General features: G+C 61.2%; 24 protein-coding genes. 13 read left to right on the forward strand and 11 right to left on the reverse strand.

Features of this window, described 5'->3' with window-relative positions:
* Window positions 1-5: 5 nt before the first annotated feature.
* From CAQU_RS13260 to CAQU_RS01820, 8 genes are all read right to left on the reverse strand, one after another.
* Window positions 6-752 (reverse strand): hydrogenase maturation protease, encoded by a 747-nt coding sequence (locus CAQU_RS13260; protein ID WP_425429698.1) that lies wholly within the window; start codon window positions 750-752, stop codon window positions 6-8.
* A 9-nt stretch (window positions 753-761) separates the two neighbouring features.
* Entirely contained in the window at window positions 762-2,009 is a 1,248-nt protein-coding gene (gene cybH / locus CAQU_RS01790) for a Ni/Fe-hydrogenase, b-type cytochrome subunit (protein WP_075724715.1), read from the reverse strand.
* Window positions 2,006-3,754, reverse strand: a complete 1,749-nt coding sequence (locus tag CAQU_RS01795; RefSeq protein ID WP_075724717.1) for a nickel-dependent hydrogenase large subunit — start codon at window positions 3,752-3,754, stop codon at window positions 2,006-2,008. The genes cybH and CAQU_RS01795 overlap by 4 nt, the downstream gene beginning before the upstream one ends.
* An 18-nt stretch (window positions 3,755-3,772) precedes the next feature.
* A complete protein-coding gene (locus tag CAQU_RS01800) occupies window positions 3,773-4,990 on the reverse strand; it encodes a hydrogenase small subunit (protein ID WP_084562671.1) in 1,218 nt (405 codons plus the stop codon).
* Between the two features lie 243 nt (window positions 4,991-5,233).
* Window positions 5,234-6,025 carry a hydrogenase nickel incorporation protein HypB gene (hypB, locus tag CAQU_RS01805; protein ID WP_075724718.1) on the reverse strand — a complete coding sequence of 264 codons (792 nt, stop codon included), beginning with the start codon at window positions 6,023-6,025 and terminating at the stop codon, window positions 5,234-5,236.
* A 187-nt stretch (window positions 6,026-6,212) separates the two neighbouring features.
* Window positions 6,213-6,557 (reverse strand): hydrogenase maturation nickel metallochaperone HypA/HybF, encoded by a 345-nt coding sequence (locus CAQU_RS01810; RefSeq protein WP_075724720.1) that lies wholly within the window; start codon window positions 6,555-6,557, stop codon window positions 6,213-6,215.
* 144 nt (window positions 6,558-6,701) lie between these two features.
* A complete protein-coding gene (locus CAQU_RS01815) occupies window positions 6,702-7,103 on the reverse strand; it encodes a hypothetical protein (RefSeq protein WP_075724722.1) in 402 nt (133 codons plus the stop codon).
* A 204-nt stretch (window positions 7,104-7,307) separates the two neighbouring features.
* A complete protein-coding gene (locus tag CAQU_RS01820) occupies window positions 7,308-7,523 on the reverse strand; it encodes a hypothetical protein (protein WP_075724724.1) in 216 nt (71 codons plus the stop codon).
* Between the two features lie 161 nt (window positions 7,524-7,684).
* On the opposite strand from CAQU_RS01820, the gene CAQU_RS01825 reads away from it, so the two are divergent.
* From CAQU_RS01825 to CAQU_RS01845, 5 genes are all read left to right on the forward strand, one after another.
* The gene (locus CAQU_RS01825) at window positions 7,685-10,198 is read left to right on the forward strand and encodes a carbamoyltransferase HypF (RefSeq protein ID WP_245797276.1); all 2,514 of its coding nucleotides are present in this window, start codon (window positions 7,685-7,687) and stop codon (window positions 10,196-10,198) included.
* An 81-nt stretch (window positions 10,199-10,279) separates the two neighbouring features.
* On the forward strand, window positions 10,280-11,530 hold the full coding sequence (locus tag CAQU_RS01830; RefSeq protein WP_075724726.1) for a TRM11 family methyltransferase: 1,251 nt from the start codon (window positions 10,280-10,282) through the stop codon (window positions 11,528-11,530).
* Complete coding sequence (locus tag CAQU_RS01835; protein WP_075724728.1) at window positions 11,523-12,278, forward strand: hypothetical protein; 756 nt, start codon at window positions 11,523-11,525, stop codon at window positions 12,276-12,278. Before CAQU_RS01830 ends, CAQU_RS01835 begins: the two co-directional genes overlap by 8 nt.
* Entirely contained in the window at window positions 12,263-13,183 is a 921-nt protein-coding gene (locus CAQU_RS01840) for a hypothetical protein (RefSeq protein ID WP_075724730.1), read from the forward strand. Before CAQU_RS01835 ends, CAQU_RS01840 begins: the two co-directional genes overlap by 16 nt.
* 60 nt (window positions 13,184-13,243) lie before the next feature.
* Window positions 13,244-13,828, forward strand: a complete 585-nt coding sequence (locus tag CAQU_RS01845; protein ID WP_075724732.1) for a hypothetical protein — start codon at window positions 13,244-13,246, stop codon at window positions 13,826-13,828.
* Window positions 13,829-13,883: 55 nt separating this feature from the next.
* Here CAQU_RS01845 and hypE read toward each other — a convergent pair whose 3' ends face one another.
* The 3 genes from hypE to CAQU_RS01860 all read right to left on the reverse strand — a co-directional run bounded on the left by hypE (window position 13,884) and on the right by CAQU_RS01860 (window position 16,217).
* Complete coding sequence (gene hypE, locus CAQU_RS01850) at window positions 13,884-14,990, reverse strand: hydrogenase expression/formation protein HypE (RefSeq protein WP_075724734.1); 1,107 nt, start codon at window positions 14,988-14,990, stop codon at window positions 13,884-13,886.
* A 215-nt stretch (window positions 14,991-15,205) separates the two neighbouring features.
* Window positions 15,206-15,406 carry a YgaP family membrane protein gene (locus CAQU_RS01855; protein ID WP_075728253.1) on the reverse strand — a complete coding sequence of 67 codons (201 nt, stop codon included), beginning with the start codon at window positions 15,404-15,406 and terminating at the stop codon, window positions 15,206-15,208.
* Between the two features lie 556 nt (window positions 15,407-15,962).
* A complete protein-coding gene (locus CAQU_RS01860) occupies window positions 15,963-16,217 on the reverse strand; it encodes a PspC domain-containing protein (RefSeq protein WP_084562673.1) in 255 nt (84 codons plus the stop codon).
* 782 nt (window positions 16,218-16,999) lie between these two features.
* On the opposite strand from CAQU_RS01860, the gene rplN reads away from it, so the two are divergent.
* From rplN to CAQU_RS01900, 8 genes are all read left to right on the forward strand, one after another.
* A complete protein-coding gene (gene rplN / locus CAQU_RS01865; protein WP_075724736.1) occupies window positions 17,000-17,368 on the forward strand; it encodes a 50S ribosomal protein L14 in 369 nt (122 codons plus the stop codon).
* Window positions 17,368-17,682: a 50S ribosomal protein L24 gene (rplX, locus tag CAQU_RS01870; protein WP_075724738.1), complete on the forward strand. Its 315-nt coding sequence runs from the start codon at window positions 17,368-17,370 to the stop codon at window positions 17,680-17,682. The genes rplN and rplX overlap by 1 nt, the downstream gene beginning before the upstream one ends.
* A 2-nt stretch (window positions 17,683-17,684) precedes the next feature.
* Entirely contained in the window at window positions 17,685-18,239 is a 555-nt protein-coding gene (rplE, locus tag CAQU_RS01875; protein ID WP_075724740.1) for a 50S ribosomal protein L5, read from the forward strand.
* 596 nt (window positions 18,240-18,835) lie between these two features.
* Entirely contained in the window at window positions 18,836-20,569 is a 1,734-nt protein-coding gene (locus CAQU_RS01880; protein ID WP_075724742.1) for an efflux RND transporter periplasmic adaptor subunit, read from the forward strand.
* 56 nt (window positions 20,570-20,625) lie between these two features.
* Complete coding sequence (locus tag CAQU_RS01885) at window positions 20,626-21,330, forward strand: ABC transporter ATP-binding protein (RefSeq protein WP_075728257.1); 705 nt, start codon at window positions 20,626-20,628, stop codon at window positions 21,328-21,330.
* Between the two features lie 12 nt (window positions 21,331-21,342).
* Window positions 21,343-22,644, forward strand: a complete 1,302-nt coding sequence (locus CAQU_RS01890) for an ABC transporter permease (protein ID WP_075724744.1) — start codon at window positions 21,343-21,345, stop codon at window positions 22,642-22,644.
* Window positions 22,645-22,941: 297 nt separating this feature from the next.
* Window positions 22,942-23,979, forward strand: a complete 1,038-nt coding sequence (locus CAQU_RS01895) for a substrate-binding domain-containing protein (RefSeq protein WP_084562675.1) — start codon at window positions 22,942-22,944, stop codon at window positions 23,977-23,979.
* 77 nt (window positions 23,980-24,056) lie between these two features.
* On the forward strand, window positions 24,057-25,043 hold the full coding sequence (locus CAQU_RS01900; protein ID WP_075728259.1) for an ABC transporter permease: 987 nt from the start codon (window positions 24,057-24,059) through the stop codon (window positions 25,041-25,043).
* The last annotated feature ends 2 nt before the right edge of the window (window positions 25,044-25,045 follow it).

Here is a 25,045-nt window from a genome sequence, read left to right on the forward strand (position 1 = left end):
CGCACTCATAGCTGCTCCTCATCGAGCCACCCGCGCACGATAGCTTCTGCGCGTGTGGCTGCCTCGCCCACGCTGCGGGCGACCGGATCACTCAACCCCACCCCGAGTTCACACTCGTGGGCGACGATGCCGACCACCGCGACACTGGTGGGCTCGTGTCCTAACAGGCGGGCAGCAGCTAGCAGATCCAACAGGCCTACCTGGTGTGGGGACAAACTCGTGTTCAGCAACCGTGGAATTTGATCCCCGTGCAGTTCCACCACATTGCCCGCGCTTCCGGGCCCTGCGACCGCGTCCAGGATCAGCAGGTGCTGCGCGTCCTGGATGACCGGCAGCAAATCCATCCCGGAGGTGCCACCGTCAACAAATGTGATGGGCAGATGATCGATGGAAGCTTCGCCACTGGCGGTGGGGGCTGAAACCCAATCACCGGTGGTGGCCCCGGAGCGGGCATCGGTTGCCGGCATTGGCCGCTGCGCGGCGGCAGCCGGGGAGGGCACCTCGTGCGGGTAGCGCGCAATGGGCGCCGCCGTGTGCGGCTTGCCCGTGGGCATGGTTTTGTCCCACCCGGCGACGGGAACGCCGGCGGGGATGAAACGATCCAGGCTGTCGGAGTGGGCTAGCAGTTCGGCCAGGCGGTTCATAATCGCCAGGCCGGTGCCGTCGTCGCCCATGATCGGGTTGCCAATGCCCACCACGGTGATGTGGTGGGCTGGTGGGCTACCCGCCGGAAAAGCGCGGGAAGAGTGCATTGTTTGCGTTTAACCAATCTTCGGGGCGTCGATCGGGTTGGTGCCGCGGCGCAGCCACACACCACCATTGATCATGGAGGAGATACCACCGTGGCGTTCCACGGAGTCGGCGCGCACCGCCAAGTAGACGTGGATGACCACAAACGCCCAGATCACGAACATGATGAGGGTGTGGATCAGCCGTACTGTGGGAATGCCCAGCCAGGACACCGGGACGGTGAGCAGCGCCCACAGCCCGTTGTACTGGTTGTACAGGCCGAACAGCCCCAGGCCGGTGGCCATCTGGAACAGGCACAGCACATAAATACCGGTGTAGCTCAACTGCTGTAGCGGGTTGTGGGCCAGGTAGACGGGGCCGTGCTTGTTGATGAAGGCGTAGTACTTGATGGTTTCAATCAGGCCACTAACGTCTTTTTTGGAGTTCAGCGGCCAGAAGGCCCGCCACCGCAGTTGGCGGTCTTTAGCGACGAATGCCAGCCACACGCGCGACAAACCCAGCACGATCCAGCCGAAGCCGGCCAGGAAGTGAATGAAGCGGATGATGCCGAAAATGAAGCCGGTGTCATCGCCGGGGCCCGGCGGGGGCAGCAGTCCGGGGTCCATGATGAATGCGCCGGTGACGGTCATGGCCACGATGAGTGCCATGTTGGCCCAGTGCTGGAAGCGTAAGGTGGCGGACCATAGGTTCACGCGCACCCACGCGTTGGGGTTTTCGGCCACCGATTTGGCGAGTTTGGCGCGGGGTTCCAGGGCGAGGGAGACAAAACCTTCGACCTGGAAGTCCCCGACGGTACCGTCCTCGGCGATGGGGGCGCTGGCGAGCGCGAGGCAGCGCTGGCCCATGCGTTCCATCAGGTCGACGTGCCGCAGGAAGGGGGCTTTTTCTGCGGAGCTGAGTTTGGCTGCCCCCAGCACGGCTTCGACCTCGCCGCGCATGATCATGATGTCGGCGGGCGGGGCGTGCTTTTTGTCCATCAAAAAGCCGTTGGCGCGGGTGAGGCTGTAGCGGCGCTGCGGGGTGGCGGGGCTGAACTGGTCGTGGGCGGAAAAGACCGGCTCGATGTCGGGGCGGTTGGCGTGCAAACTGGTCAGCAGCGCCCGGTCGATGGGGTCTTCACTGTCTTTGGGGGCGACCGCTGCCATGCACAGCAGCCGGCCGGAGGTCAGTTTGCGGGAGGAGTAGGTGCGGGCCACCCAGATGGCGCGCTCGTCGGGGCGGGCCGCGTCCTCGCCGCGTTTGGGCGATGTCAGTGTCATGGTGTCACCACCTCAAACAGTGGGGATCCGTCGGTGTCGAGCACGTGGACTGCGCAGGACATGCACGGGTCGAAGGAGTGGATGGTGCGCAGCGGCTCTAGGGGCTGGTTTGGGTCGACCAGGGGGTGCTGCTTGTTGCCGGCCAGGGATTGTTCGTAGGGGCCGAGTTGGCCTTTGGGGTCGCGACCTCCGGCGAGCCAGGTGGTGGGAACCACGGCTTGGTAGTTGGCGACGCGTTCGTTTTCGATGTGGACGTAGTGTCCCAGGGTGCCGCGGGCGACTTCCATCAGGGCGAAGCCTTCGCAGTCTTTGGGCCAGGTTTTGGGTTCCCACTTGGAGGAGTCGAACACGTCGAAGTCGCCGCGGCGCAGGTTTTCTACGAAGCGGGGGAGTAGGTCGTGGGCGAGGGTTTCCGCGCTGGTGACTGCCTCGCAGGCGCGGGCGTAGGTGCGGCCCGCGGTGGAGTTCATTTTGTCGATGGTGATGTCGAGCTGGTCGAGGGCTTCGTCGACGAGTTGGCGGGTGCGGGGGTTGTTTTGCAGGTAGGCGTTGAGCACGCGGGCGACGGGCCCGACTTGCATGGGGCGCCCGGCGTAGCGGGGGGCTTTGGACCAGGTGTATTTTTCGCTGTCGGCGAGCCATTCGTAGGGCGGTTTCGGCCCGGTGTAGGCGGGGTTGGTTTCGCCGACGGCGGGTTTGACGCCGGCGTCGTCGCCTTCGGTGTAGGTGTACCAGGCGGAGGAGATGAACTCTTCGATTTCTTCCGGGTGGAATTCTTGGACGCGGCTGTAGTCGCCGTCGAGGATGACGCCGGGTTTAATTTCGCGGTGCATGGTGGATACGGCTTTGAGTTTGCCGCCGGCACCGGCGTAGGTGGTGCCGGCCATGCCCATGGCCATGAAGTTCGGGGAGGATGCTCCGATGTCGAAGTAGTCCTTGTATACGCCCATGATGGCGACGGCGTCGGGGTAGTAGCACTCGGTGACGAATTCGAGGATTTCTTCCGACCATTCTTTGACCTGGTCTAGTTGGACCTGGTTGACGGTTTCGGATTTGTTGGGGTCGATTTGGCAGGCCATGCCGCCGACGAGGAAGTTCGGGTGTGGGTTTTTGCCGCCGAAGACCGTGGAGATGCGGATGATGGAGCGCTGGAATTGCAGGGCGTCCAGGTAGTGGCTGACGGCCATGAGGTTGGCTTCTGGGGGCAGTCGGTAGTCGGGGTGGTCCCAGTAGCCGCCGGTGAAGATGGATAGTTGGCCGGAGTCGAGGATTTCTTGGATCTTCTTTTTGACTTTGGCGAATTGGTATTCGGTGTTGCCGCGCCAGGTGGAGCCGATGGATTTGGCGAATTCGGCGGTTTTGGCGGGGTCTGCTTCGGCGGCGGAGACGACGTTGACCCAGTCGAGGGCGTGGAGGTGGTAGAAGTGCACGACGTGGTCGTGAACTTCGTGGGAGGCGAGCACCATGTCGCGGATCAGTTGGGCTTGTTCCGGGGGGATGGAGCCGATGGCGTCTTCGACGGCGGTGACGCTGGCGACGGAGTGGGTGCCGGTGCAGACGCCGCAGATGCGGCCGACGAAGGCCCACACGTCGCGGGGGTCGCGGTCTTTGACGATGGTTTCGATGCCGCGGAATTGGGTGGTTTCGCTCCAGGCGTTGGTGATTTTTTCGCCTTCGCGTTCGAGTTCGATTCGCAGGTGACCCTCGATGCGGGTCAACGGGTCGATGACTACGCGTTCAGCCATGACGTAAAGCCTTCTTCCTTAGTGGGTGGGGCCTTGTGCAGGCGGGGTCGGATCATTGGGGGTGTGTGCGGCGTGCGCACCTGTTGCTGGGGGTTCGATGTCGCCGAAGGCGGCCAGCAGGTCGTCGTCGCGGTGGTCGCGCACTTTGATGGTTTTGAAGAAGGTCAGCCCGCCGTGCACGGCCACGCCGGCGGCGGCTGCGCCGACCAGGCCCAGGCCGATTTTTTCGGCGCTGGCTTCGACACCGAAGCCGGTGACGTCGGGCAGGGTGTCGTAGAAGGGGGTGAACTTGTCGAAGAAGTCTTTTTCCGTGCACCCGATGCAGGGGTGGCCGGCGCCGATCGGCCAGGAGGTGTGCATGTTCCACTGGGTGATGGGGCAGGGGCTGAAGGTGGAGGGGCCTTTGCAGCCGACTTCGTAGAGGCACCAGCCGTTTTTGGCGCCTTCATCGTCGAAGGATTTGACGAATTGTCCCGCATCGAAGTGTGCGCGTTTGGGGCAGGAGTCGTGGATGCGCTGGTCGTAGGCGAACAGGGGGCGGCCTTCCGCGTCGACCTTGGGTGGGGTGCCGTAAGTGAGCAGGTAGGAGATGGTGGCGGTGATGACTTCGCCGATGGGCGGGCAGCCGGAAACATTAATGACCGGCTTGTCGGTGATGATTTCGTCTACACCTTTAGCGCCGGTCGGGTTGGGGCGGGCGGCCTGCACGGAGCCGTAGACGGCGCAGGCGCCGACGGCCAGGATGACGGAGGCGTTTTCGGCGGCGTCGCGCAGCACCTGCTCGGCGGATTTGCCGCCGATGACGCAGTAGGCGCCGTTTTCTTCGACTGGTACGGAGCCGTTGACGACGAGGATGTGCGGTTCGGCGTTGAGGTCGTGCAGGGCTTTTTCGGCGTGCTCCCCGCTAGCGGCCATGACCAGTTCGTTGTAGTTGACGCTCAGCAGGTTCAGCACGAGGTCTTCGACGGTGGTGCCACCGCTGCGCAGCACGGATTCCATGCAGCCGGTGCATTCTTGGAGTTGCAGCCAGGCGACGTTGGGTTTTTTCACGGCGCCAAGTTTGTCGGCGATTTCTTCGGCTTGTGCTTCGAAGCCTGCGCCGGCGAATTGGGGTGAGCCGGCGGCGAAGATGGCGGCCAGCCCGGTGCACATCTTCATAAACGAGCGGCGGCTCACGCCTCGGCGCGTGAGGTTTTCGGCAAGGGTTTCGTCTTGCCATCCAGTGTCGATGTTCATCTTCGACTCATTTCTGCGCGATGCGGGTTACGCTACCGACATTAGCAGTGGTTATACCCTTTTCCCGCAGCGTAGGACCCGTTTTCGGGCCGTGGGGATGTTTCCCCAGTTTGCCGCCACCCCCATAAGTAGGTGTGGCAAGGATAGCCTTTTTACCTGGATGTTTTCAGACAAAGACCGACCCTTCCCCCAATCGGGTTAGGGTCGGTCGTGGTGGTCAGATGCGAGGGGAACAACCCCCGGTTACGCTTCGCGGGCCTTTTCGACCCACTCGTACCACGCGTCCATGCCCTCACCGGTTGTGGCGGACACGGGGAAGATTGGTGCGGTGGGGTTGACCTGACGGATGTTGGCCACAAGCGTGTCCATGTCCAGATTCAGGTGGGGCAAAAGATCGATCTTGTTGATGACGATGGCCTGCGCGGTGCGGAACATCACCGGGTATTTCAGCGGCTTGTCTTCGCCCTCAGTGGTGGACACGATCATCGCTTTGGCGTGCTCGCCGACTTCGAACTCGGCGGGGCACACGAGGTTGCCGACGTTTTCAATGAACACCAGATCCAGGGTCGACAGATCCAGCCCTTTAAGCGCCTTGGTGACCATCGGCGCATCCAGGTGGCACTCGCCACCAAAACCATTGCCGGTGTTGAGTAGGGAAATCTGTGCGCCCAGCCCGGTGAGACGATCCGCGTCCAGGGAGGTTTCGATATCGCCCTCAACCACACCGCAGCGGAAGGTGCCCTGGAAGTGCTCCAGGGTGTGGCGCAACACCTCAGTCTTGCCGGAACCCGGGGCGCTCATCAGGTTGATGGCGCGCACGTTGTGCTCCTCGAGTGCTTGCCGGTTGTGGGCAGCACAGTGATCGTTTTCCGCGAAGATGTCCTCGAGTACCTCGATGCGTTCACGCCCGGTGGCGTACTCGGAGTGATCCCCATGATCGTGGTCGTGGGTGTGCTCATGATCGTGGGTGTGGCCCTCATGATCATGATCGTGGTGGTGCACGGTGCCATCATCGTGGCGGTGGAAGCGACCCATGGAAAACCTCGCAAAATTCGAATGCCTACACCGCGCACGCCAATCAGCGTGGGTGTGCGGTGATTATCTCTTAGCTCTAAAAAGACGATACGTGCCCGGGGCTTAGCAGGTGCGAAACCTGCCCACTTCCGGGGGTGTGAACGCATTCCACTCGGCGGAAACAACTGGGGGTAGTGCAGTCGCTCAATTAGCTGTTGTCCGCGCTGTCCACGTCGATGCTGACCAGCTGAAACTCGTTGCCCTGCTCGATGGTGCCGATCGCATCGCATTCGGGGCATAGCGCCGAAAACTCCCCACTAATCACCCCAGAAAACCCGCAGGCGCACGTCATGACAGCGTCCATCCACTCAACCTCCAGTGCGGAGCCCGCCAGCGGGGTGCCGCTGGTGGTGAACGTCCACGCGTGCGCCAAGGATTCGGGCACCACCTGCCGCAGCGCACCAATGCGCAGATTCACACTCAGCACACGCCGGCCACTCGCCGCGCGAGCCACGGCGCCGGCAAGCTGCTGGGATAGGGCTACTTCGTGCATAAAAACAGAGACTTCGCGAAAAACAGGGATGCGGAAAAAACAATCACCTCAACAATAGGCGACAGGCAAGGGCGCGAAGATCACTACGAAGATGCTGCACGCGCAGGTGGGACGACATGGGGCTCGCCGTAGGCGGCGGTGCGCCTAGAGGCGAGTATCGCGCCGGGTGCGCAACAAAAACCGGTTGAAAAACACCAAGGCCACCAGCAGCACCAAGAAGAACACCAGCGGAATCGTGACTGTTTCGTTGCGCAGCGCATTGAAAGCGGACAAGAAACCGACGATGAAGTAGACGCCACCGGCATTGCGGTGAACGAGAACACCCGCCGGGGACGTTGTGCGCGTGCCGCCACCACGCCGGGAAGACGGCCACGCAATGATCGCGGCGGTGCACGCCAGGTTGATGACAAAGGCGATGATGAACCCACGGGTCGCTTGAGCGACATGAGCGGTGTACACAATCGTGGCGATCGGCGCGACGAGAAGCACCACGGCAACTGCCCACGGCAACACCACGCGATCGCCTGTACCAATATGCTTGGTCATGGTTGTCAACCTTTCTTCAACAACAACACGCGCCCGGGGGGCGTTGGGAAATAAACGAGGCTCGTTATCAACAGTCTATTGAGGGGGCGCAGGGGCACAACCCCCTAAGCGGCGTATGTGCCAGAACCCAGCGATCGCCTACCGCCTTCGGCCCAATGCGGCAAGGACACCTCCTGCCCTAGCCGCTTGGCTCTGGCGCAGCGCTTAGGTGTTGTTGAACTTGTTCTTGAGCGCCTCGGCCTCCACCTCGGCGCTGCGAGCGGGCTCGTCGGTATCTTCAGCCTTAGCCACAACCTCGTTGTAGCTGTTACCGATCTGCTTATTGCGCCGCAACACCCAGGCGATAACAATCGCGGGGATACCGATGAGAACGAACAGGGTCAACGCCATAATTGCGATCTCGGCGATTCCAATGGCCATTGTGAACGCTCCTTTACATCAAGCGTGGGGCTTTGTCAGCACTGGTGCCCCACGAACAACCGTGGTGAAAAAGCTGATGTAGTGCTAACGATAGTGACCTGATGATGGTTTGTCTGGGGTTTGCCGTGCCCCGCACGTATGCCACTACTACCTTTAAAAGCATGAGCCACTCCCACCCGCCCGCACACCCCGCGCACCCCGCGGCGATGCCCAGCGCGGGGGAGCACACCACCACCTCCCGCGCAGGGAGCATCCGGCGCGAATACCACATGACAGGCGTGGTCCAAGGGGTGGGCTTTCGGCCCTTCTGGTCCGCCCTGGGACAGGACTTTTCTGTCAGCGGCATCATCGGCAACACCGGAAACGATGTTTACCTCCGGCTGGAAGGCACAGTCGACGATATCGAGGCCTTTATCACCCACGGGCTGGCACACCTGCCGCCCCTCGCGCAGGTCACCCACGTCGAATACACCCAACAGGCGGCCACAGGTGAGTTCGCGCCAGGCATAGCCGTTGCGGCATCCACCCAGGGCGAAGCGCACCACACCCGCACCCTGATCCCCGCAGACGTCGCCCTGTGCGCCGACTGCGCCCACGACATGGCCGACCCCACCAACCGGCGCCACCAATACCCCTTCACCACCTGCACCAACTGCGGCCCGCGCCTATCCATCATCACCGGCCTGCCCTACGACCGGCCCCGCACCACACTAAAAAACTTCCCCCTGTGCCCCGACTGCGAGCACGAATACACCGACCTCACCAACCGCCGCTACCACGCACAACCCATCAGCTGCTTTAGCTGCGGCCCCCGCCTGTGGTGGGAAGACAGCACACAGACGCACCAAGCGCCGGACAACCACCCAGCCAGTGGTGCCGTGGCAGGCGCCGACATCGACGACACCGCACCGGCAGGCCTTGCCCCCTGGAACCGGGAGGAAAGCAACCGGATCATCGCACACGCCCAAAAAGTCATCGCACGCGGCGGCATCATCGCCGTCAAAGGCATCGGCGGATTCCACCTCCTCGCCGACGCCAGCAACACCCACACCATCGCCCGCCTACGCCAACTCAAAAACCGCCCCCACAAACCCCTCGCCGTCCTCGTCACAGACCTCAACATGGCACGCACCATCGTCGACCTGGACGAGCCCACCACCGGCCAACTCACCCACCCCGCCCGACCCATCGTGCTGCTCCCACAGGCCGAACACAGCCCACTTTCCCCGCTGGTCGCGCCGGGACTCGACGAGATCGGTGTGGTGCTGTCCTACAACCCGCTCTACGACCTCCTGGTCGATAGGCCCCTGGTGTGCACCAGCGGAAACCCCGCCGGTGAGCCCCTGTGTCACACCAACGCGGCCGCCCGCCAGCACCTGACTCACATGGTCGACGGGTTCATCTTCCACAACCGACCCATCTGCGTGCCCGTGGAAGACTCCGTCGAAAAACCCCACACCCCGATCCGCAGGTCGCGCGGACGCGCACCACTGCCAATCGACATCACCGGATGGGCACGCACACCCCGCATCGTCATCGGAGTCGGCGGCGAGCTCAAAAACACCGTCTGCATCAGCGATCACACCAACGCCTTCTTAAGCGCCCACATCGGCGACATGGGCTCAATGGCCGCGCACACCGCCTGGCACACAGCCCTGAAAACCCTCCTGGACTCCCGCGGGCTGAGCTGGGACGACGTCGACCTCCTCGTCGCCGACAAACACCCCAACTACTCCACCACAACGCTGGCCACCAACCTCTCCGAGCAGCGCGACATCCCCCTCGCAAGCGTCCAACACCACCACGCCCACGCCCTAAGCCTCATCGCCGAACACAACCACATCGGAGCAGCCGTCATCGCCACCCTTGACGGCACAGGATACGGCGACGACGGCACCATCTACGGCGGCGAAATCCTCGCCCTCGGCAACAACCCAGCCGACGAGCTCACCCGCGCCTGGCACCTCCCACGCTTCCCCCTAGTCGGCGGCGATCGCGCCGTCATCCACCCCTGGCGCATCCTCGCCGGCCTCAACCACGCCTACCACCTCGACCTACCCGCCGACTGCGGCACCGCAACATCAACCCCGGCAGGGCCATTCACCATCGAAGAAGAAATCACCCTCGTCAACCACCAAATCACCACCCGCACCGGCACCGTCGACACCACCTCGCTCGGCCGACTCCTCGACGGCCTAGCCTGCCTCATCCTCGGCCTAAGCCACCAAACCTACGAAGGCCACGCACCAATGCTCCTCGAGGCAGCAGCCCACCGGGCCACCCCCACGCAGCGCGCACACGCCCAACAGTGGGCGCGCGAACCCGCCACCATCGTCGAACTCACCCATGCGGTAGTGCGCCGCCAACACGAACTCCACCTCACCCCAGGCCACCCCACCAACAACCCGGCCACCCACGAACTCGCCCACGGCCTCCACCTGGGACTAGCCCACATCATCGCCACACACCTCCACCAAACCGCCACCGAACACAACACCACCTTCCTCGGACTCACCGGCGGAAGTGCAGTCAACGCACTACTCAGCCACACCATCGCAAAGCACCTCCTTGAAGCCGGACTACACCTCCACACCCACCAAAAAATCCCACCCACCGACGGCGGACTCAGCCTCGGACAAGTCACCTACGGACTAGCCACCCACACCCGCGCCTAAAAACCCCACAGCCAACCCCCACTTTCCGCCATGATGGGTGACAAGACATAACCCACCCGCGACGAGGGGACCACGACACCCATGGGGCCCACACCATTCGGACACCACGGCGCCGACACAGCAGCCACCCAACTCATCGACGTCGGCTTCGACGCCGTCACCAGCTGGGACAACACCAACGGCATCACCTGCCTCATCGGATGGGGAACCGACCCCACCGGCACCCAACTACCCGGCATCATCGTCGCCGACGTTGATGCCACCCCCAACACCGCAGCACTCATGGCCGCCCTCGACGAAGGCCGCGACATCTTCGGCACCCGCCGCCACGCCGCATACTCCGCCGAAAAAAACCAGTGGTGGATCGCAAACCCCGCACTGACCACCCTCACCCCAGCACCACAACCACCAGCCTGGACACACCACACCACCAAAACCGGTGTCATCAGATCACGAACACTGGCCACCCACGTCCTCACCGACCTCATCGCCCACCACCACACCCCACCCGCCGACAACCCCCGCGCCATCGCCGAACTCGCAGGCGAACTCACCCACGCCGCCCGACAAGGCATCCCCGGCATCCGAGGAACCCTCCGACTACGCGACAAAACCGCCACCCGCGTCATCCCCACCCTCGTCGCCCAACACACCACACCCACCACCAACACCACCAACACCACACTCAACAAACTCATCGCACGCGCAGCCGGCAACCACGCCCACACCGCCACCACCATCATCGACCCCAACGCCGGCACCGGCGCCACCCTCGTCCGCCTCCTCAAAGAACGCAAAGGCGGACCCATCGGCCACCACGCCCACGCCACCGCCATCGAAAACACCCCAGAACTCGCCACCCAAGCCCGCGACATCCTCACCCCACTCGCCGGCGACTACCTCACCATCACCGTCATCGACGCAAACAACACCGGAGACTCCACCACCCCACTCGCCGGCACCGCAGACCTCATCGTCACCACACTGCCCACCAGCCCAACCACCGCCAGCACCGAAACCCACCTCAACACCGCACTCAACCTCCTCGCCCCCAACGGACGCGCCGTCATCGCCGTCCCACCCACAATCCTCACCGACCACAAACACGCCGAACTACGCCAAACCCTCACCACACGCTGGCACACCAACGCCATCATCACCCTCAACAACGACGACACCACCCACACAGTCCTCGTCATCGACCGCGGCGCGCCGGGACAAACCTTCGTGGCGCACCTCGCCCAGCCCACGGACGCGGACATCGACCCCAACAGCCCATTTATCAACCAACTGCTCGCACACATCGACAAAAAGGGGCAACACCGTGGATAACACCCACCAACAACCCCAGTGGGGTGCCACCAGCGTGGAACTGTTCGACCTGGTCAAAAGGATGGACCCGCACCCCGAAACCCACCCCGTTCCACTGACCGCACAACGCCCCACCAGCAGCGTGCGACCAGGACAGGCGGTGGTACTTCCCCGAGAAATCGACCCCGACACCCACAGCCTGCACGACACCGCCGACGTGTATGCCGGGCCCGCCTACCAGGTCGCCATGACCCCCGGCGCCGTCCACCCCGGCGACCTCATGATCAGCGGCGGGGCGCACCCGGTCGCCTACATCGTCCAAAAAAGCGACGTTGGCCGGCACTTCTCCCGACACTTCATCGCACTAAGCGGGCCAAAGTTTCTCCTCCTGCGCACCTGGGCATTCATCACCACCCCCACCGGCAGGGCACTGATCACCGCAGCCACCCGCAGCGCAACACCCACCGGAAGCGTTGCCGGAAACACCCGACTGCTGCGGGCCATCACCATCCCCACCGTCGCCGCCGGCACCCTGGAGATCGACGCCACCATCAAACAGACCTTCAAACGCCTCAAAAAGACCCCCGCCAACCAGATCGATGTCGCCCACTCGTGGTGGAAAATCACCCAATTGAACGGCAGCGACTGGTCGGGCGCGCTCCAGGAACCCGGTGTGCGGAAACAGGCAATGGGTGCCAACGATGAGGACCGCGCCAACGCCCACGACGCTGTCGCACACCTCGAGGAGGCGCTATGGGCCAGCCACTAGCCACACCCCGAGAAACCACCGACCACACTCCCGTGACATTTCCGGCGATCGTCTACGCACACCTCTACAAAAAACTCGGCACCCGAGACCTCAAAGGCGCAACCAACAAGCGCCTGCGGCACCTCGACCCCGAACACCCCGGCGTCGACGCAATGGCCGACGCCTACTTTGCGCTGCACGCGGACATGAACGCCACAGCACACCTCACAGTCGAGCATGCAGAGCTAGCCGCATGGGTGCTGGCCATTCACGCACACGGCCGCCCCAGCAAGAAACTCCAAGGCCAACTGCGCACAGCCATTGAGGAAACCCTGCGAGAAGATGGCGTCGACCCGGCAGGGGATCCGAGCCTGAACCCCACCATCATCGGCTGGAGCCTGGGGCAAAGAGCACACACCGAGCTGGGTGACACCATCGTGAAATTCGTGCTGGACTACCCCGATGACACGGTGACCAAAGCCTATGGCGAATTGGTGACGCATACCCTGCAATTGGTGGAACAGCACCACACCGAGCGCACAGAAATGAACCTCAGCGCCATCCTCGTGCGCCTCATGGGGCTCATGGATGCCCTTGCCGGGTGGCCCGGACGCTCCGCGGAAGCCCAACGGATCCTTGAGGAGTCCTATCAGGACGAAACAGGCCCCATCCGCCTGTCGTACTGGCCGGACTTTCTCGAAGTCGTCCACGTGCGCAACGCAATCACCCACCTCAACAGCGGGGGAGACCCCTCCTACCTGGAAGCCACCGAAACCCTCGCATCCCCGAAAGGACTGCTCAAAGTGATCGACGCTGCCCGCCCTGTGGTGGCGTGGATGGGCGCTGCGATAGCAGTCGAATCACGCTCTGATGGTTCGGCACCGCACGATCTGTGGGAAGACGTCCGCATTGAACTTGGCTTGTAGCCCCTTTGCCGCGGGAACCAAAGTGATTGCGCAATCAGCAGACCTGAGATACTCAACGGCGTGAACGCAGAAAAAACCCTGCCCCGCGTCATCCGCCGCGCGTTGGCAGTCGGTGCATGCACAGCCCCCATCGTTCTGGTGGGCTGCAGCAACGGCGGACAATCTGGTCCTTCGACCACCGTGGTGACGGTGACGCGCAGTTCTCAGTCGAGCACCCCGTCAACTTCTGCAGCAGCACCCAACTCGTCTGCAGTCGCGGAGCCGAAGAAAGACACCCACTCGCAAAATGGCGGCACGGATGGAAACACCTTCGTGCCGGAGCACTTCCCGGTCCGCAACGACCTAATTGAAGGTCCACCGGAACTCCAGGGCAAAACCATCGTGTCCTGCCTGGGTGCTGAGCATCCCGGACAGTACGACCCGGGGCTGACTCTGCTGGATGACGGAACTCGAGTGTGGACGGCGCAATGCCAGATGGCTTACGACTACGGGCGTGCTGACATCGCCGGCACCGATGACTATTCGGAAAGCGACTCCGATTATTCGGACACCTACGACGACGGGTACAGCGATGGCTATGACGCAGCTGTCGAAGAATACGAAGAAGCGCTCGAAGACGCCTTGAGTGAACTCGAGGACAACTAAAACAACAGCGCCGGCCCTTGTGAAAAAATCACGGGCCGGCGCTGCTTTTAGCTTTTTAACAAATGCGGGGGAGTGGATCGCCAACGAGCATGTCGACCATGCGGGTTCCGCCGAAACCAGTGACCAGGACGACGGATGCAGCTGGTTGTGCATCAATGCGTCCACAGATGGTGGCTTCTGGTGCTCCACTGGTGTGCAGCGCATCGAGCGCTGCCTGAGCCTGATCGGCGGGGACCACCGCGAGGAAGGTGCCCTCGTTTGCGACATACAGCGGGTCAATGCCGAGAATGTCGCACGCTGCGCGGGTGAGCTCACGAACCTTGATGCCTTCATCCTGCAAGACGACAGCCTTGGCGGTCGCGCGAGCAAGTTCGTTGCACACGGTGGCAACGCCACCACGGGTTGCGTCGCGCAGCCAGCGGGTATCGGGCGCGGCTGTAAACAGTGCTTCGACCATGCCGTTGACCGCTTGGGTGTCCGATTCGATTGGCGCCTGAATGGCAAGATCGCCACGCGCCATCATGACGGCCATCCCGTGATCGGCAATGGGGCCGGACAAGATGATCACGTCCCCTTCGCGCACCTGCTCCGCACCGACGGTGCGGTTGGAGGGCACGACGCCGACACCGGCGGTGGTGATGAAAAGTTTGTCTGCAGCGCCACGGGGAACAACCTTGGTGTCGCCGGCAATGATCTTCACCCCAGCTTTGTCCGCTGCCTCCCGCATGCTGGCAACGATGGTTTTCAGGGTGGACACGGCAAGCCCCTCCTCGAGGACGAATCCTGCGGTGAGGAATTTCGGCTGCGCGCCGGCCATCGCGAGATCGTTGACGGTGCCGTTGATTGCGAGCTCGCCAATGTTGCCACCGGGGAACTCAATCGGGTTGACCACGTAGGAATCGGTGGACATCGCCAGGTGGGTGCCGTGCTCCTGCACCAGCTCGGCGGTGGCGACGACACCAGAGTCACCCGCCTGCGACAGGACATCATTGCCGTAAGCATCCATGAAGACGTGCTCGACGAGCGCGGCGGAGGCCTTACCGCCAGAACCATGCGCCAAGGTCACATGGTCATCTTTCAAAGGCAAAGGGCGGGCGCGCACGCGGTCGATGTTGAGGTTGACGCGGGCTTCGTCTTCATTCAGTCGGTTTTTCGGATCCACAAGCTCAAAGCTTAGTGCCCGAAAACCCCCGGCGGGTTTTGGCGGTGAAAAGATTCCTCGCGCACGCCAGGCACCCACCGTGGACAGGCCGACCACCAGTCGGGGCTGAGGAAAGATTCCCGAAAGAGGGAATGAGGGCATAAAAGTAGCCGCCCACCGGCACGGTCACAGTGTCGGCGGGCGGCCAGCAAACCCCCTTAACGGGGTGGGTGGTTTTAGTGCTTCACCTTGCAGGTGTTCATACCGAAGATGCGGTACAGGGGGCAGAACCCGATGGCAGCGGTGACGGCCATGATGGCAGCAACAACCCACAACACGATCGACAGGGCGCCACTGGTGGAGTACGCGGCGACAGCTGCAACGATGGCGATGACGAGGCGGATGATGCGGTCAATGTTTGATTCGTTCTTAGTCATGGCAGTGACCATATGTGCATTGTTCGTACATCTTCACCTTGGCCTTGCCCCCATAAGGGGGCGTTTTGATGGGAAGGTGACCATTCGGGTGCGAGTTTGCTCACGAAACGAAATTCGCACCCCCGCCCACCCCTAAGTCTTCCTGGTCTTTTGCTTATGGGGAACCATTTCGGGGGTGGTTGTGATGTTCATCGCCCAAAAATAGGGAATAGGCCAAAATGTCCGGTTTTGGGTTGGAAGGGGCAGTCGGCAGGTCGGGGAGTTGGAAAACCCGCACGGTCGGTCTTTGGTGGTGGGCTGCCGGTGGCAACGCTTCCAAATCAAGGATTGCAGGAACGATGGGCGATGCCGGCGATGGGCGACGAGCTGAGATGGAGCCAGTTTCAACGCGAGGTTATGAATGTGATCGTTCGAGCTGCCAGTCAGCTGGCACAGTTCCAGTCAAAGAAGCGGCAGCTCCAGTGATCCACAATCTTTAAGAATTCGGGCACGGTAATAGCTGCGCAGAAAAACTCACGGCGAGGTGCAATGATGCGGCATCTCGCCGTTGGTGTTGTTAGGCTTCGTCGCGCTGTGGCAGGAAGTACCAGGCGGCCGCATATGCTGCCACTCCAACAGCGTTAGAAACCGTGGCGAGGATAGCGACGCCGATGCGCACCCAGGTTGGGTCGAGATCGTAGGTTTCCGCAATGCCGCCGCAAACGCCGGCAAGGTACTTATCTTTCGTGCTGCGGTGCAGCTTGCCCTTGGCTGCGTTGTGCTTCAACTGCTCGATTTGCTGTTTGAAATCAAAATTCTGTTCGTTCGACATAATGCAATTCTATGAAGGCTACGAAGGTAGCGCTACCGCTTTTGCCCGGGTGGTCTATCGGGGGTGTTTCTCTAAAGAATGCAAGCTCATGGGGTCTTTCAATCACGTGATGTGGGGCATGTTCCAGAGGTGACTTTTGAAAGCATTGCGGATGCAGTGTTGCTGCCTGGGATCAATGTGGATGCTGCAACGTCGTGGTGGTTTCCAATAGGGCAGTGGCTCTATTTTCTGCCTCGTTGAGTAGCTGCTGGATTTCATCGTTGATGTTGCGTGCTTGATATACAGCCTGGAAGGGGTTTGCCGCTCTTAGTTGACCGTGCCTTTGTGCCGGCATGTGCACTGGTTAAAAATGATCCGGGCGTAAGGGTGCTTTTGCCGCTGTTGAGTCCGATGAAGAATTTGATGGCGAGTGATGCCGTTGCTGTGACTAATGGCAGCACCTTTTTGGTTGCGGGTGGGTCGGTTCGCATGAGGGGCTCGTTGCGGTGGGGGAGGGCTTTCGTGCCGGGGTGCGCTGGCGCAGATGAATTACTTCATCCTTGTGGGTTTGCATCGTGCCCGGTGGAGGTGGTTGAATACTCGGGTTGCTTCGTGTGGCATTGGTCTGCGCTGCCCTTTATGGCGCGCGATGCACGACCAGCGGTGTCGCACAGCTTCGCAAGTTTTAAGAAGTCGAATACTTTTATCCGGCTCATGCTTCGAGGTCGCAACGAGAAAGCAAAAGACCGAGCGTGTCCAGGACGGAAATCTGGCGCGCGCAACAACCAGGTCAGGAGACCCTAGTGATTCAGCAGGAATCGCGTCTGCGGGTTGCCGACAACACTGGTGCACGAGAGATTCTGTGCATCCGCGTTCTCGGTGGCTCCACCCGACGCTTCGCTGGTATCGGTGACGTCATCGTCGCCACCGTCAAGGAAGCCACCCCGGGCGGCAACGTCAAGGCTGGCGAGATCGTGAAGGCTGTCGTCGTTCGCGCGAAGAAGGAAACCCGTCGTGCTGACGGCTCCTACATCCGCTTCGACGAGAACGCAGCCGTCATCATCAAGAACGACAACGAGCCCAAGGGCACCCGTATTTTCGGCCCCGTCGCTCGTGAGCTTCGTGACAAGAAGTTCATGAAGATCGTTTCCCTGGCTCCGGAGGTAATCTAATGAAGGTTCACAAGGGCGATATGGTCCTCGTCATCTCCGGCCCCGACAAGGGTGCCAAGGGCAAGGTTATCCAGGCTTTCCCGAAGACCGAGAAGGTCCTCGTTGAGGGCGTCAACCGCATCAAGAAGCACGTTGCTAACTCCGCGCCCGAGCGTGGCGCTGAGTCCGGTGGCATCGTCACCCAGGAAGCCCCCATCCACGTTTCCAACGTGATGGTTCTGGATTCTGACGGCAACCCCACCCGCGTTGGCTACCGCGTGGATGAGAACGGCAAGCGCGTTCGCATCTCCCGCCGCAACGGGAAGGACATCTAATCATGAGCGAGAACTACACTCCGCGCCTGAAGGCTCGTTACCGCGAGGAAATCCGCGCAAACCTGAACAAAGAGTTCGGCTACGCCAACGTCATGCAGATCCCCGGCGTCACCAAGGTTGTCGTCAACATGGGTGTCGGCGACGCTGCTCGTGACTCCAAGCTCATCAACGGCGCACTCGAGGACCTGACCCTCATTACCGGTCAGAAGCCCCAGATGCGTCGCGCTAAGAAGTCCATCGCGAACTTCAAGCTCCGTGAAGGCATGCCGATCGGTGCCCGCGTTACCCTGCGCGGCGACCGTATGTGGGAGTTCCTGGACCGTCTGCTGACGGTTGCTCTCCCCCGTATTCGTGACTTCCGCGGTCTGTCCGACCAGCAGTTCGACGGCCACGGCAACTACACCTTCGGCCTGACCGAGCAGACCATGTTCTACGAAATTGACGTGGACAAGGTCGATCGTCCCCGCGGTATGGACATCACCGTCGTCACCACCGCCACCAACGACGATGAAGGCCGTGCCCTGCTCCGCGAGCTGGGCTTCCCCTTCAAGAAGTAAATACTTGGCGCAGGCTCCGATACAGGGGCCACGCCTGGTACAACTTCACAGGTAGTCTTTCCACTACCCAACAAGCACCCCGCTATCCCGCCTCACGGTGGAAGATAGCGGGGTGCTTTGCGTTCGGTTTAGCCTCCGGCGAGGCTTTTTGCGCGCTCTACGACGGCGATCATCCAAGCGCGTGTAGGTCCCCATCGGGGAAAACCACCACAGGCTTGGTGTTGGCGGTTGGAAAAAATCGGCGGGGGTAGCTAGCGGGTGTGGGCAAGCGGAGTGAGTAACGCGCCCCCGAGCGTCACGGCCACCGGCAGCCTATGAGTATTGACTGCATGAATGGGGTCTGCGCCGTTCGGCTGGTGGGCGGTTTAAGAAAATAGTTGCTGTGCTGCTTTTTTGGCAGGGGTGGGGGATTCCCTTAGGGGTTGAAAGGACTGTTGGAAACTTATACGGTCAATCTTAGTCACCGACGGTGCGCCCGACACGCTCGCGGAATTTTTGAGCTGTTGTCGTGGCTGTTGCTATCCAGATTCGCACCTGTGTGCGCTGGCTCGTCGTTACCGTCACCATGGAAGTAGTAACTAGTACAAGGACCCGCCATGACCGAGAACGCCTCACACATGCCAGCGCCTGAGCAATCAGGACGCAAGGGGAAAAAGAAGGGCGTCATCATCACCCTGATTGCTCTTGCCGTCGTCGCTGCGCTGGCACTCGGAGGCTTCAGCGCTTATCGGATGGTCTTCGGATCCGACGATGTGGTCGCCTTGAACGCCGCCGACTACCAAATGATGGATAAACAGGATGTCACCACCCGTGTTCCCGTCAACGGCACCGTCGAGGCCGGCCGAAACATCACCCTATTCACCCACCTGACAGGCCCCGTCGAGGCGCTCAACGTCAAGGTCGGCGAACGAGTCAATGTCGGCCAGGAAATTGCCCGCATCGATGTGTCCAACCTGGAAAACGATCTGCAGGCCAAACTCGCACAAGACGCCCAGTCCATGGCGACCTCACTCGCCGCAGTAGAGGATGCCCAGCGCCAGCGCAACCAGCTCCAGCAACAGATCGACCAGGGGCTCAACGATCAGCTCAATGGGGCACAAAACGCGCTGCGCGCCGCCGATGAGGCCTACCAGGCGGCGCAGGCCGACTTCGAATTTAAGAAGAACCGCACCGCCGCAGGACGAAACGAACAACTCGTCGCCCAAGCCAACGCCATCCAGCAGGCTCGCAACGGGCTGCTGGGCGCAGCACTGGGGGTGGCCCGTACTACCGTCGGGGCAACGGACACCGCGATCCAAGCCATCGACCCCAGCGTGCCCAACCCAGCCAGCCCGGTAGTTCCCGCCAACGACGCGCTGAACACCCTGGACTCCATGAACAACTTCGATTCTGCGCTCAACGCCTTGAATCAACAGCAGGCCGCCTACAACGATGCGTTGGGAACCGTCTCCAAGGAATTGGCCGACTCCCAGCGCCAGGTCGCACAGGCCTTCGAGGCGAAAAAAGACGCCGCGACCGCGCTGAACGCAGCCCAACTAGCCGTTAACCAGCAGCTGCAAACCGCCAACGATGCAGTGACCCGCGCGGAACGCGATGCCAACATCAGCCGCTCGGCAACTGGCCAGGGAATGGAGCAGTTGCGCGCGGACATCAACAACGCGATCGTGAATGCGCCCTTTGCCGGTGTGGTGACCGCCGTGGTTGCAGAGCAAGGCAAACCCGCCACCGGCTCCTTGGTCACCATCGCCGACGATTCCCAACTGATCCTGCGCACTGAGGTCAAAGAAAACGACATCGACAAGATCAAAGTCGGTCAGGAAGTCACCTTCACCACCCCGGCTACCGGTAAGAAAGAATTTACCGGCACCGTGAAGGTGGTGTCCCCAGTGGCCGCAGACCTCGCCCCGGCAGCTGCCGACGGTGCATCTTCCGCCGGTAGCAACGCCAGCGGCAACAAGAAAGCCACCTTCCCCGTCGAAATCGCCGTCACCGGCAAACGCGAAGGCCTGCGACTCGGCTCCAATGCCAAAATCAAGATCGTCACCTTCAAGATTCCGCAGGCACTGTCCGTACCGCGGGAAGCAGTCGTTGAAGAAAACGGCAAGCAGAAGCTGTATGTCGCCCGCAAAAACGGTGACGTGTACACCGTCGAAGCGGTAGACGTGCAGCTCGGCGAAGGCACCGACTACGAAGTCACCATCACCAAGGGAGTCAAGCCCGGTGACGCCGTCATCACCCAGAAAACCCGAGGCGAACAGCTCGTCGGCAAGCAGGTCACCCTCCAGCAGGATGAAAAGGCTAGCGAAGCCCCGACTAAGGACGCGTCCTAATGGGTATCAGAGGCATCATGCCGCCCGAGTCCGAACTCGAACTACCCCTGGTCCACATGCGAGGGATCCGCAAAACCTACAACCCCGGCACCGAGGCTGAAATCGTGGTGCTCCCGGGCGTGGATCTCGACGTTGCAGAAGGGGAGTTCGTCTCCATCGTCGGTGCTTCTGGCTGCGGCAAATCCACACTGATGAACATCATTGGCCTGCTGGACAGGCCCAATGAAGGCATCTACTTCTTCGACCGCCGCAATATCCTGCGTGCCGATGATGATGCGCTGGCGCACTACCGCAGCCAGCAGATCGGATTCGTCTTCCAGAACTTCAACCTGATTGGTCGCATCGACGCCATGAAAAACGTGGAGATGCCCATGATGTACGCCGGCATCAGCGCCCGAGAGCGCAAACAGCGCGCCGAGGAACTCCTCGACATGGTCGGGATGGCGGAACGTCGAAACCACAAACCAAGCGAACTTTCCGGCGGCCAGAAGCAGCGCGTGGCGATTGCTCGCGCACTGGCCAACGAACCGAAACTCATCCTCGCCGATGAGCCCACCGGTGCGCTGGACTCGGCCACAGGACGCATGGTGATGGACCTGTTCCACAATCTCAACACCGAACACGGGCGCACCATCTTGTTTATTACCCACAACGCAGAACTCGCGGAAGAAACCTCCCGCGTCGTGACCATGAGTGACGGCCAAGTGGACGGTGCAACTATCCCCGCAGTCGACGCGATGCTCGCAGCCCAAGGAAAGTGAGGTAGAACCACCATGAATTTCATGGAAGCGCTCAGCCTCGCCGGAGGTAGCCTGCGCAACAACAAGATGCGATCTTTGCTGACCCTGCTGGGCGTCATCATTGGGATCGCGGCCGTGATTGCGATTTTGACCCTGGGTTCTGCTTTGCAGAAGCAGACCATGGGCGCCTTCGAGGGCGCCGGTGCGACAGATCTCCAGCTGCAGGTCGTGGCGCGCGACAACAGTGGTGAGGAAGAAGAAGGCGTGGGTGACGCCGCTGAGGCCTTTGGTGCCAGCGCCGTCATCGACGACGATTCCAAGTTCACCCCGGACGATGTGGAGCAGTTACGCGAAGCCTACGGCGATCGTCTGGCCGGTATCTCCATTAGCGGCGATGGTTACGTCCCCTCGCAGGTGACCCGACTGGACGACAACGATGTTCCGGAAGGCAAAGCCTCCACGGTCTACCTGGAAAGCTATAACACCGACGGCCTGCGGATGAACGGCGACGACATCGCCTACGGTCGTGGCTACACCGAACAAGAAGTGGAAAGCAACGCCATGGTGGCGGTCGCCAACTACGCCTTGGTCGACAAGATGTTCAACGGGGATCCTGCATCCGCGTTGGGTAAGTCGGTGCAGGTGGAAACTGAATCGGGCGATTTCGACTTCCAGATCATCGGTGTACAGAAGAAGCCTGAATCGATCGTGTTGGATGGTTTCGCGAACCTGAACCTGGTGATTCCCTACACCACGGCCGCTGAGATGAATGATCAGCCGCTGGTGTTTGGCACCGTGTCTATCCGCCCGAAGTCGGGTGAGGACAAGGAAGTTCTGATCAAGCAGATTCAGGGCTGGCTCGACAAGCACTGGGCGGACGATGAAGCAGCCCGGGTGAAGATCACTGACTTCTCCAAGCAGTTGGAGAGCTTCACCAAGGTGCTGGGCGCGATCTCCATGGTGATCTCCTCGATCGCAGGTATCTCCCTGTTGGTCGGTGGCATCGGCATCATGAACATCATGCTGGTGACAGTGACTGAGCGCACCCGCGAGATCGGTATCCGCAAGGCACTGGGTGCTACCCGTGGTGCCATTCGTCTGCAGTTCGTGATTGAGGCGATGATGGTTTGCTTGTTGGGCGGCATCATCGGTGTGCTGCTGGGCGGCGGGGTCGGAATGGTCGGCGCCAAACTCATGGGGCATATGGTGTGGCCGCCTATAACGGGCGTGCTGTTCTCTCTGGGCTTTTCTCTTGCGATTGGTTTGTTCTTCGGGTTCTACCCGGCAAACAAGGCCGCAAAGATGGACCCCATCGAGGCGCTGCGTCACGAATAACGTTGGTGCACCCCGTGCCCTACAAGCAGCCCCCACAGCCCGTAGCCAATTGGTTGCGGGCTGTCGGTTTGTGTGAGGGGGTGTGCGACGTGACTCGGGGTAGCCTTGGGCAGTCGGGGTCACACTTTGTTGCGAAGCCTTGTTTTTCCTTCTGCCTGCAGGTTTCACCTAAATGGGGGTAGTTTCCCTTTCCGTACAAGATCGATTTCTGCATGGGAAATAGCAGGATAATCGCATAAAGCGATTGTTGGCGGCATCCAATGGCCTTGACCTTTTGGTTGCCGGTGCGTTGAATCAATGAGCGTGACTGATACGACTCATCCCACTCCCATCGCCCGCATCAGGCGCGGTCTTGGCGCAGCTTTTGCCCTTGTCGCCGCGGCAACCCTCGCTGGTTGCTCTGTGTGTTCCCCCACTGGTGGCGCACCGGTCGCCGGTACCTCCGGTAGCAGTGCCGGCGGTGGGGTTGATACCGATCGCGCCGTTGTGGCGATGGTCAGCCATGGTGCCCCGGGCGATACTTTCTGGGATTTGGTCCGCAAGGGAGCGGAAGATGCAGCCAAGAAAGACAATATTGAGCTGCGTTATTCCTCCGACCCGCAGGCCCCGAATCAGGCAAACCTGGTGCAGTCCGCCATTGACGCGCACGTTGACGGTATTGCCGTGACCCTGCCGAATGCTCAGGCGATTGGCCCGGCGGCGAAAAATGCGGTGGATGCGGGTATCCCCGTGGTGGGTCTGAACGCCGGCATGAATGATTACGAGACCTATGGTTTGACCGGCTTTTTCGGTCAGGATGAAAAGGTCGCTGGCACGCTCGCCGGTGAGCGCCTGCATGAAGAAGGCGCGAAGAAGGTTCTTTGTGTCATCCACGAGCAGGGCAACTCCTCCCAGGAGGCGCGTTGCGCAGGTGTGAAGGACGGCGCGAAGGCCGACACTGAAATTTTGTACGTCAATGGTCAGGAGCTGACCAGCGTGACCGCCACGATTGAGGCGAAGCTGGCGCAGGACCCCGCCATTGATTACGTGATGACGTTGGTGGCGCCCGTTGGTTTGGCTGCGACCAAGTCCGTTGGTGAGGCAGGTTCTCAAGCGAAGGTTGCGACCTTTGATACCAATGCTGAGCTGGTGACCGCTATTAAGGATGGTCGCATCCAGTTCGCGGTTGACCAGCAGCCTTATGTGCAGGGTTATATGGCGGTTGATGCGCTGTGGCTGGCGATGCGCAACGGCTCCACCATCGGTGGTGGCCGCCCGGTGTACACCGGTCCTGCTTTTGTGGACGCCGGCAACGTTGACAAGATTGCTGATGCCGCCAAGGAAGGTTTGCGATGAGCGCATCTCGCGCAACAGCACCGGATTCCGCCCCGGTTGCTCCCGTAACGAAAGATGGCCGCGCGAAGGAACGCACCATGTGGGGGCGCATTGTGCGCCGCCCGGAGTTGGCTTCTTTCCTCGGTGCCGTGCTCATCTTCATCCTGTTCATGATCGTCGCACCGCCGTTTAGGACCATGGACGCCATGGCGACAGTCCTGTACGCATCGTCCACCATGGGCATCATGGCTCTGGCCGTGGGCATGCTGATGATTGGCGACGAGTTCGACCTGTCCAGCGGTGTCGCTGTGACCACCACGGCGCTGGCGGCGTCCATGATCAACTACAACGGCCACTTCAATTCCTGGGTTGGCGTATTCCTGTCGTTGGTACTGGCCTTGGGCATCGGTGCCTTCAATGGTTTCCTGGTTACCCGCACAGGTATTCCGAGCTTCCTGATCACTTTGTCGGCGTTTTTGTCGCTGCAGGGTTTGAACCTGGCGATTACCAAGATGGTCGCCGGCACGGTGGCGACTCCCACCATTGCGGATATGGCTGGTTTTGAGCCTGCCCGGAAAGTGTTTGCGTCGTCTTTCAGCGTGGGCGGGGTCAACATCAAGGTCACTATTTTGTGGTGGCTGCTGTTCGTGGCGATCGCCAGCTTCGTGTTGTACAAGACTCGTTTCGGTAACTGGGTGTTCGCCGTCGGTGGCGATAAGGACGCCGCACATGCGGTGGGTGTCCCGGTGCGACGGGTCAAGATTTACCTGTTCATGTTCGTCGGTTTCGCCGCCTGGTTCGTTGGTATGCACAACCTGTTCGCCTTCGATTCCATTCAGGCGGGCCAGGGCGTGGGTAACGAGTTCTTGTACATCATTGCCGCCGTCATTGGTGGTTGTGCGCTGACCGGCGGTAAGGGCACGGCCGTGGGTACCGCTATCGGTGCTTTGATTTTCGGCATGACCAACCAGGGCATCGTCTATGCGGGCTGGAACCCGGACTGGTTCAAGTTCTTCCTGGGCGCGATGTTGCTGTTCGCGGTGCTCACTAATAATGCGGTCGCCGCAGTGACGGAGAAGCGATAACC

It is taken from the genome of Corynebacterium aquilae DSM 44791 (genome assembly GCF_001941445.1).
Classification (GTDB): domain Bacteria; phylum Actinomycetota; class Actinomycetes; order Mycobacteriales; family Mycobacteriaceae; genus Corynebacterium; species Corynebacterium aquilae.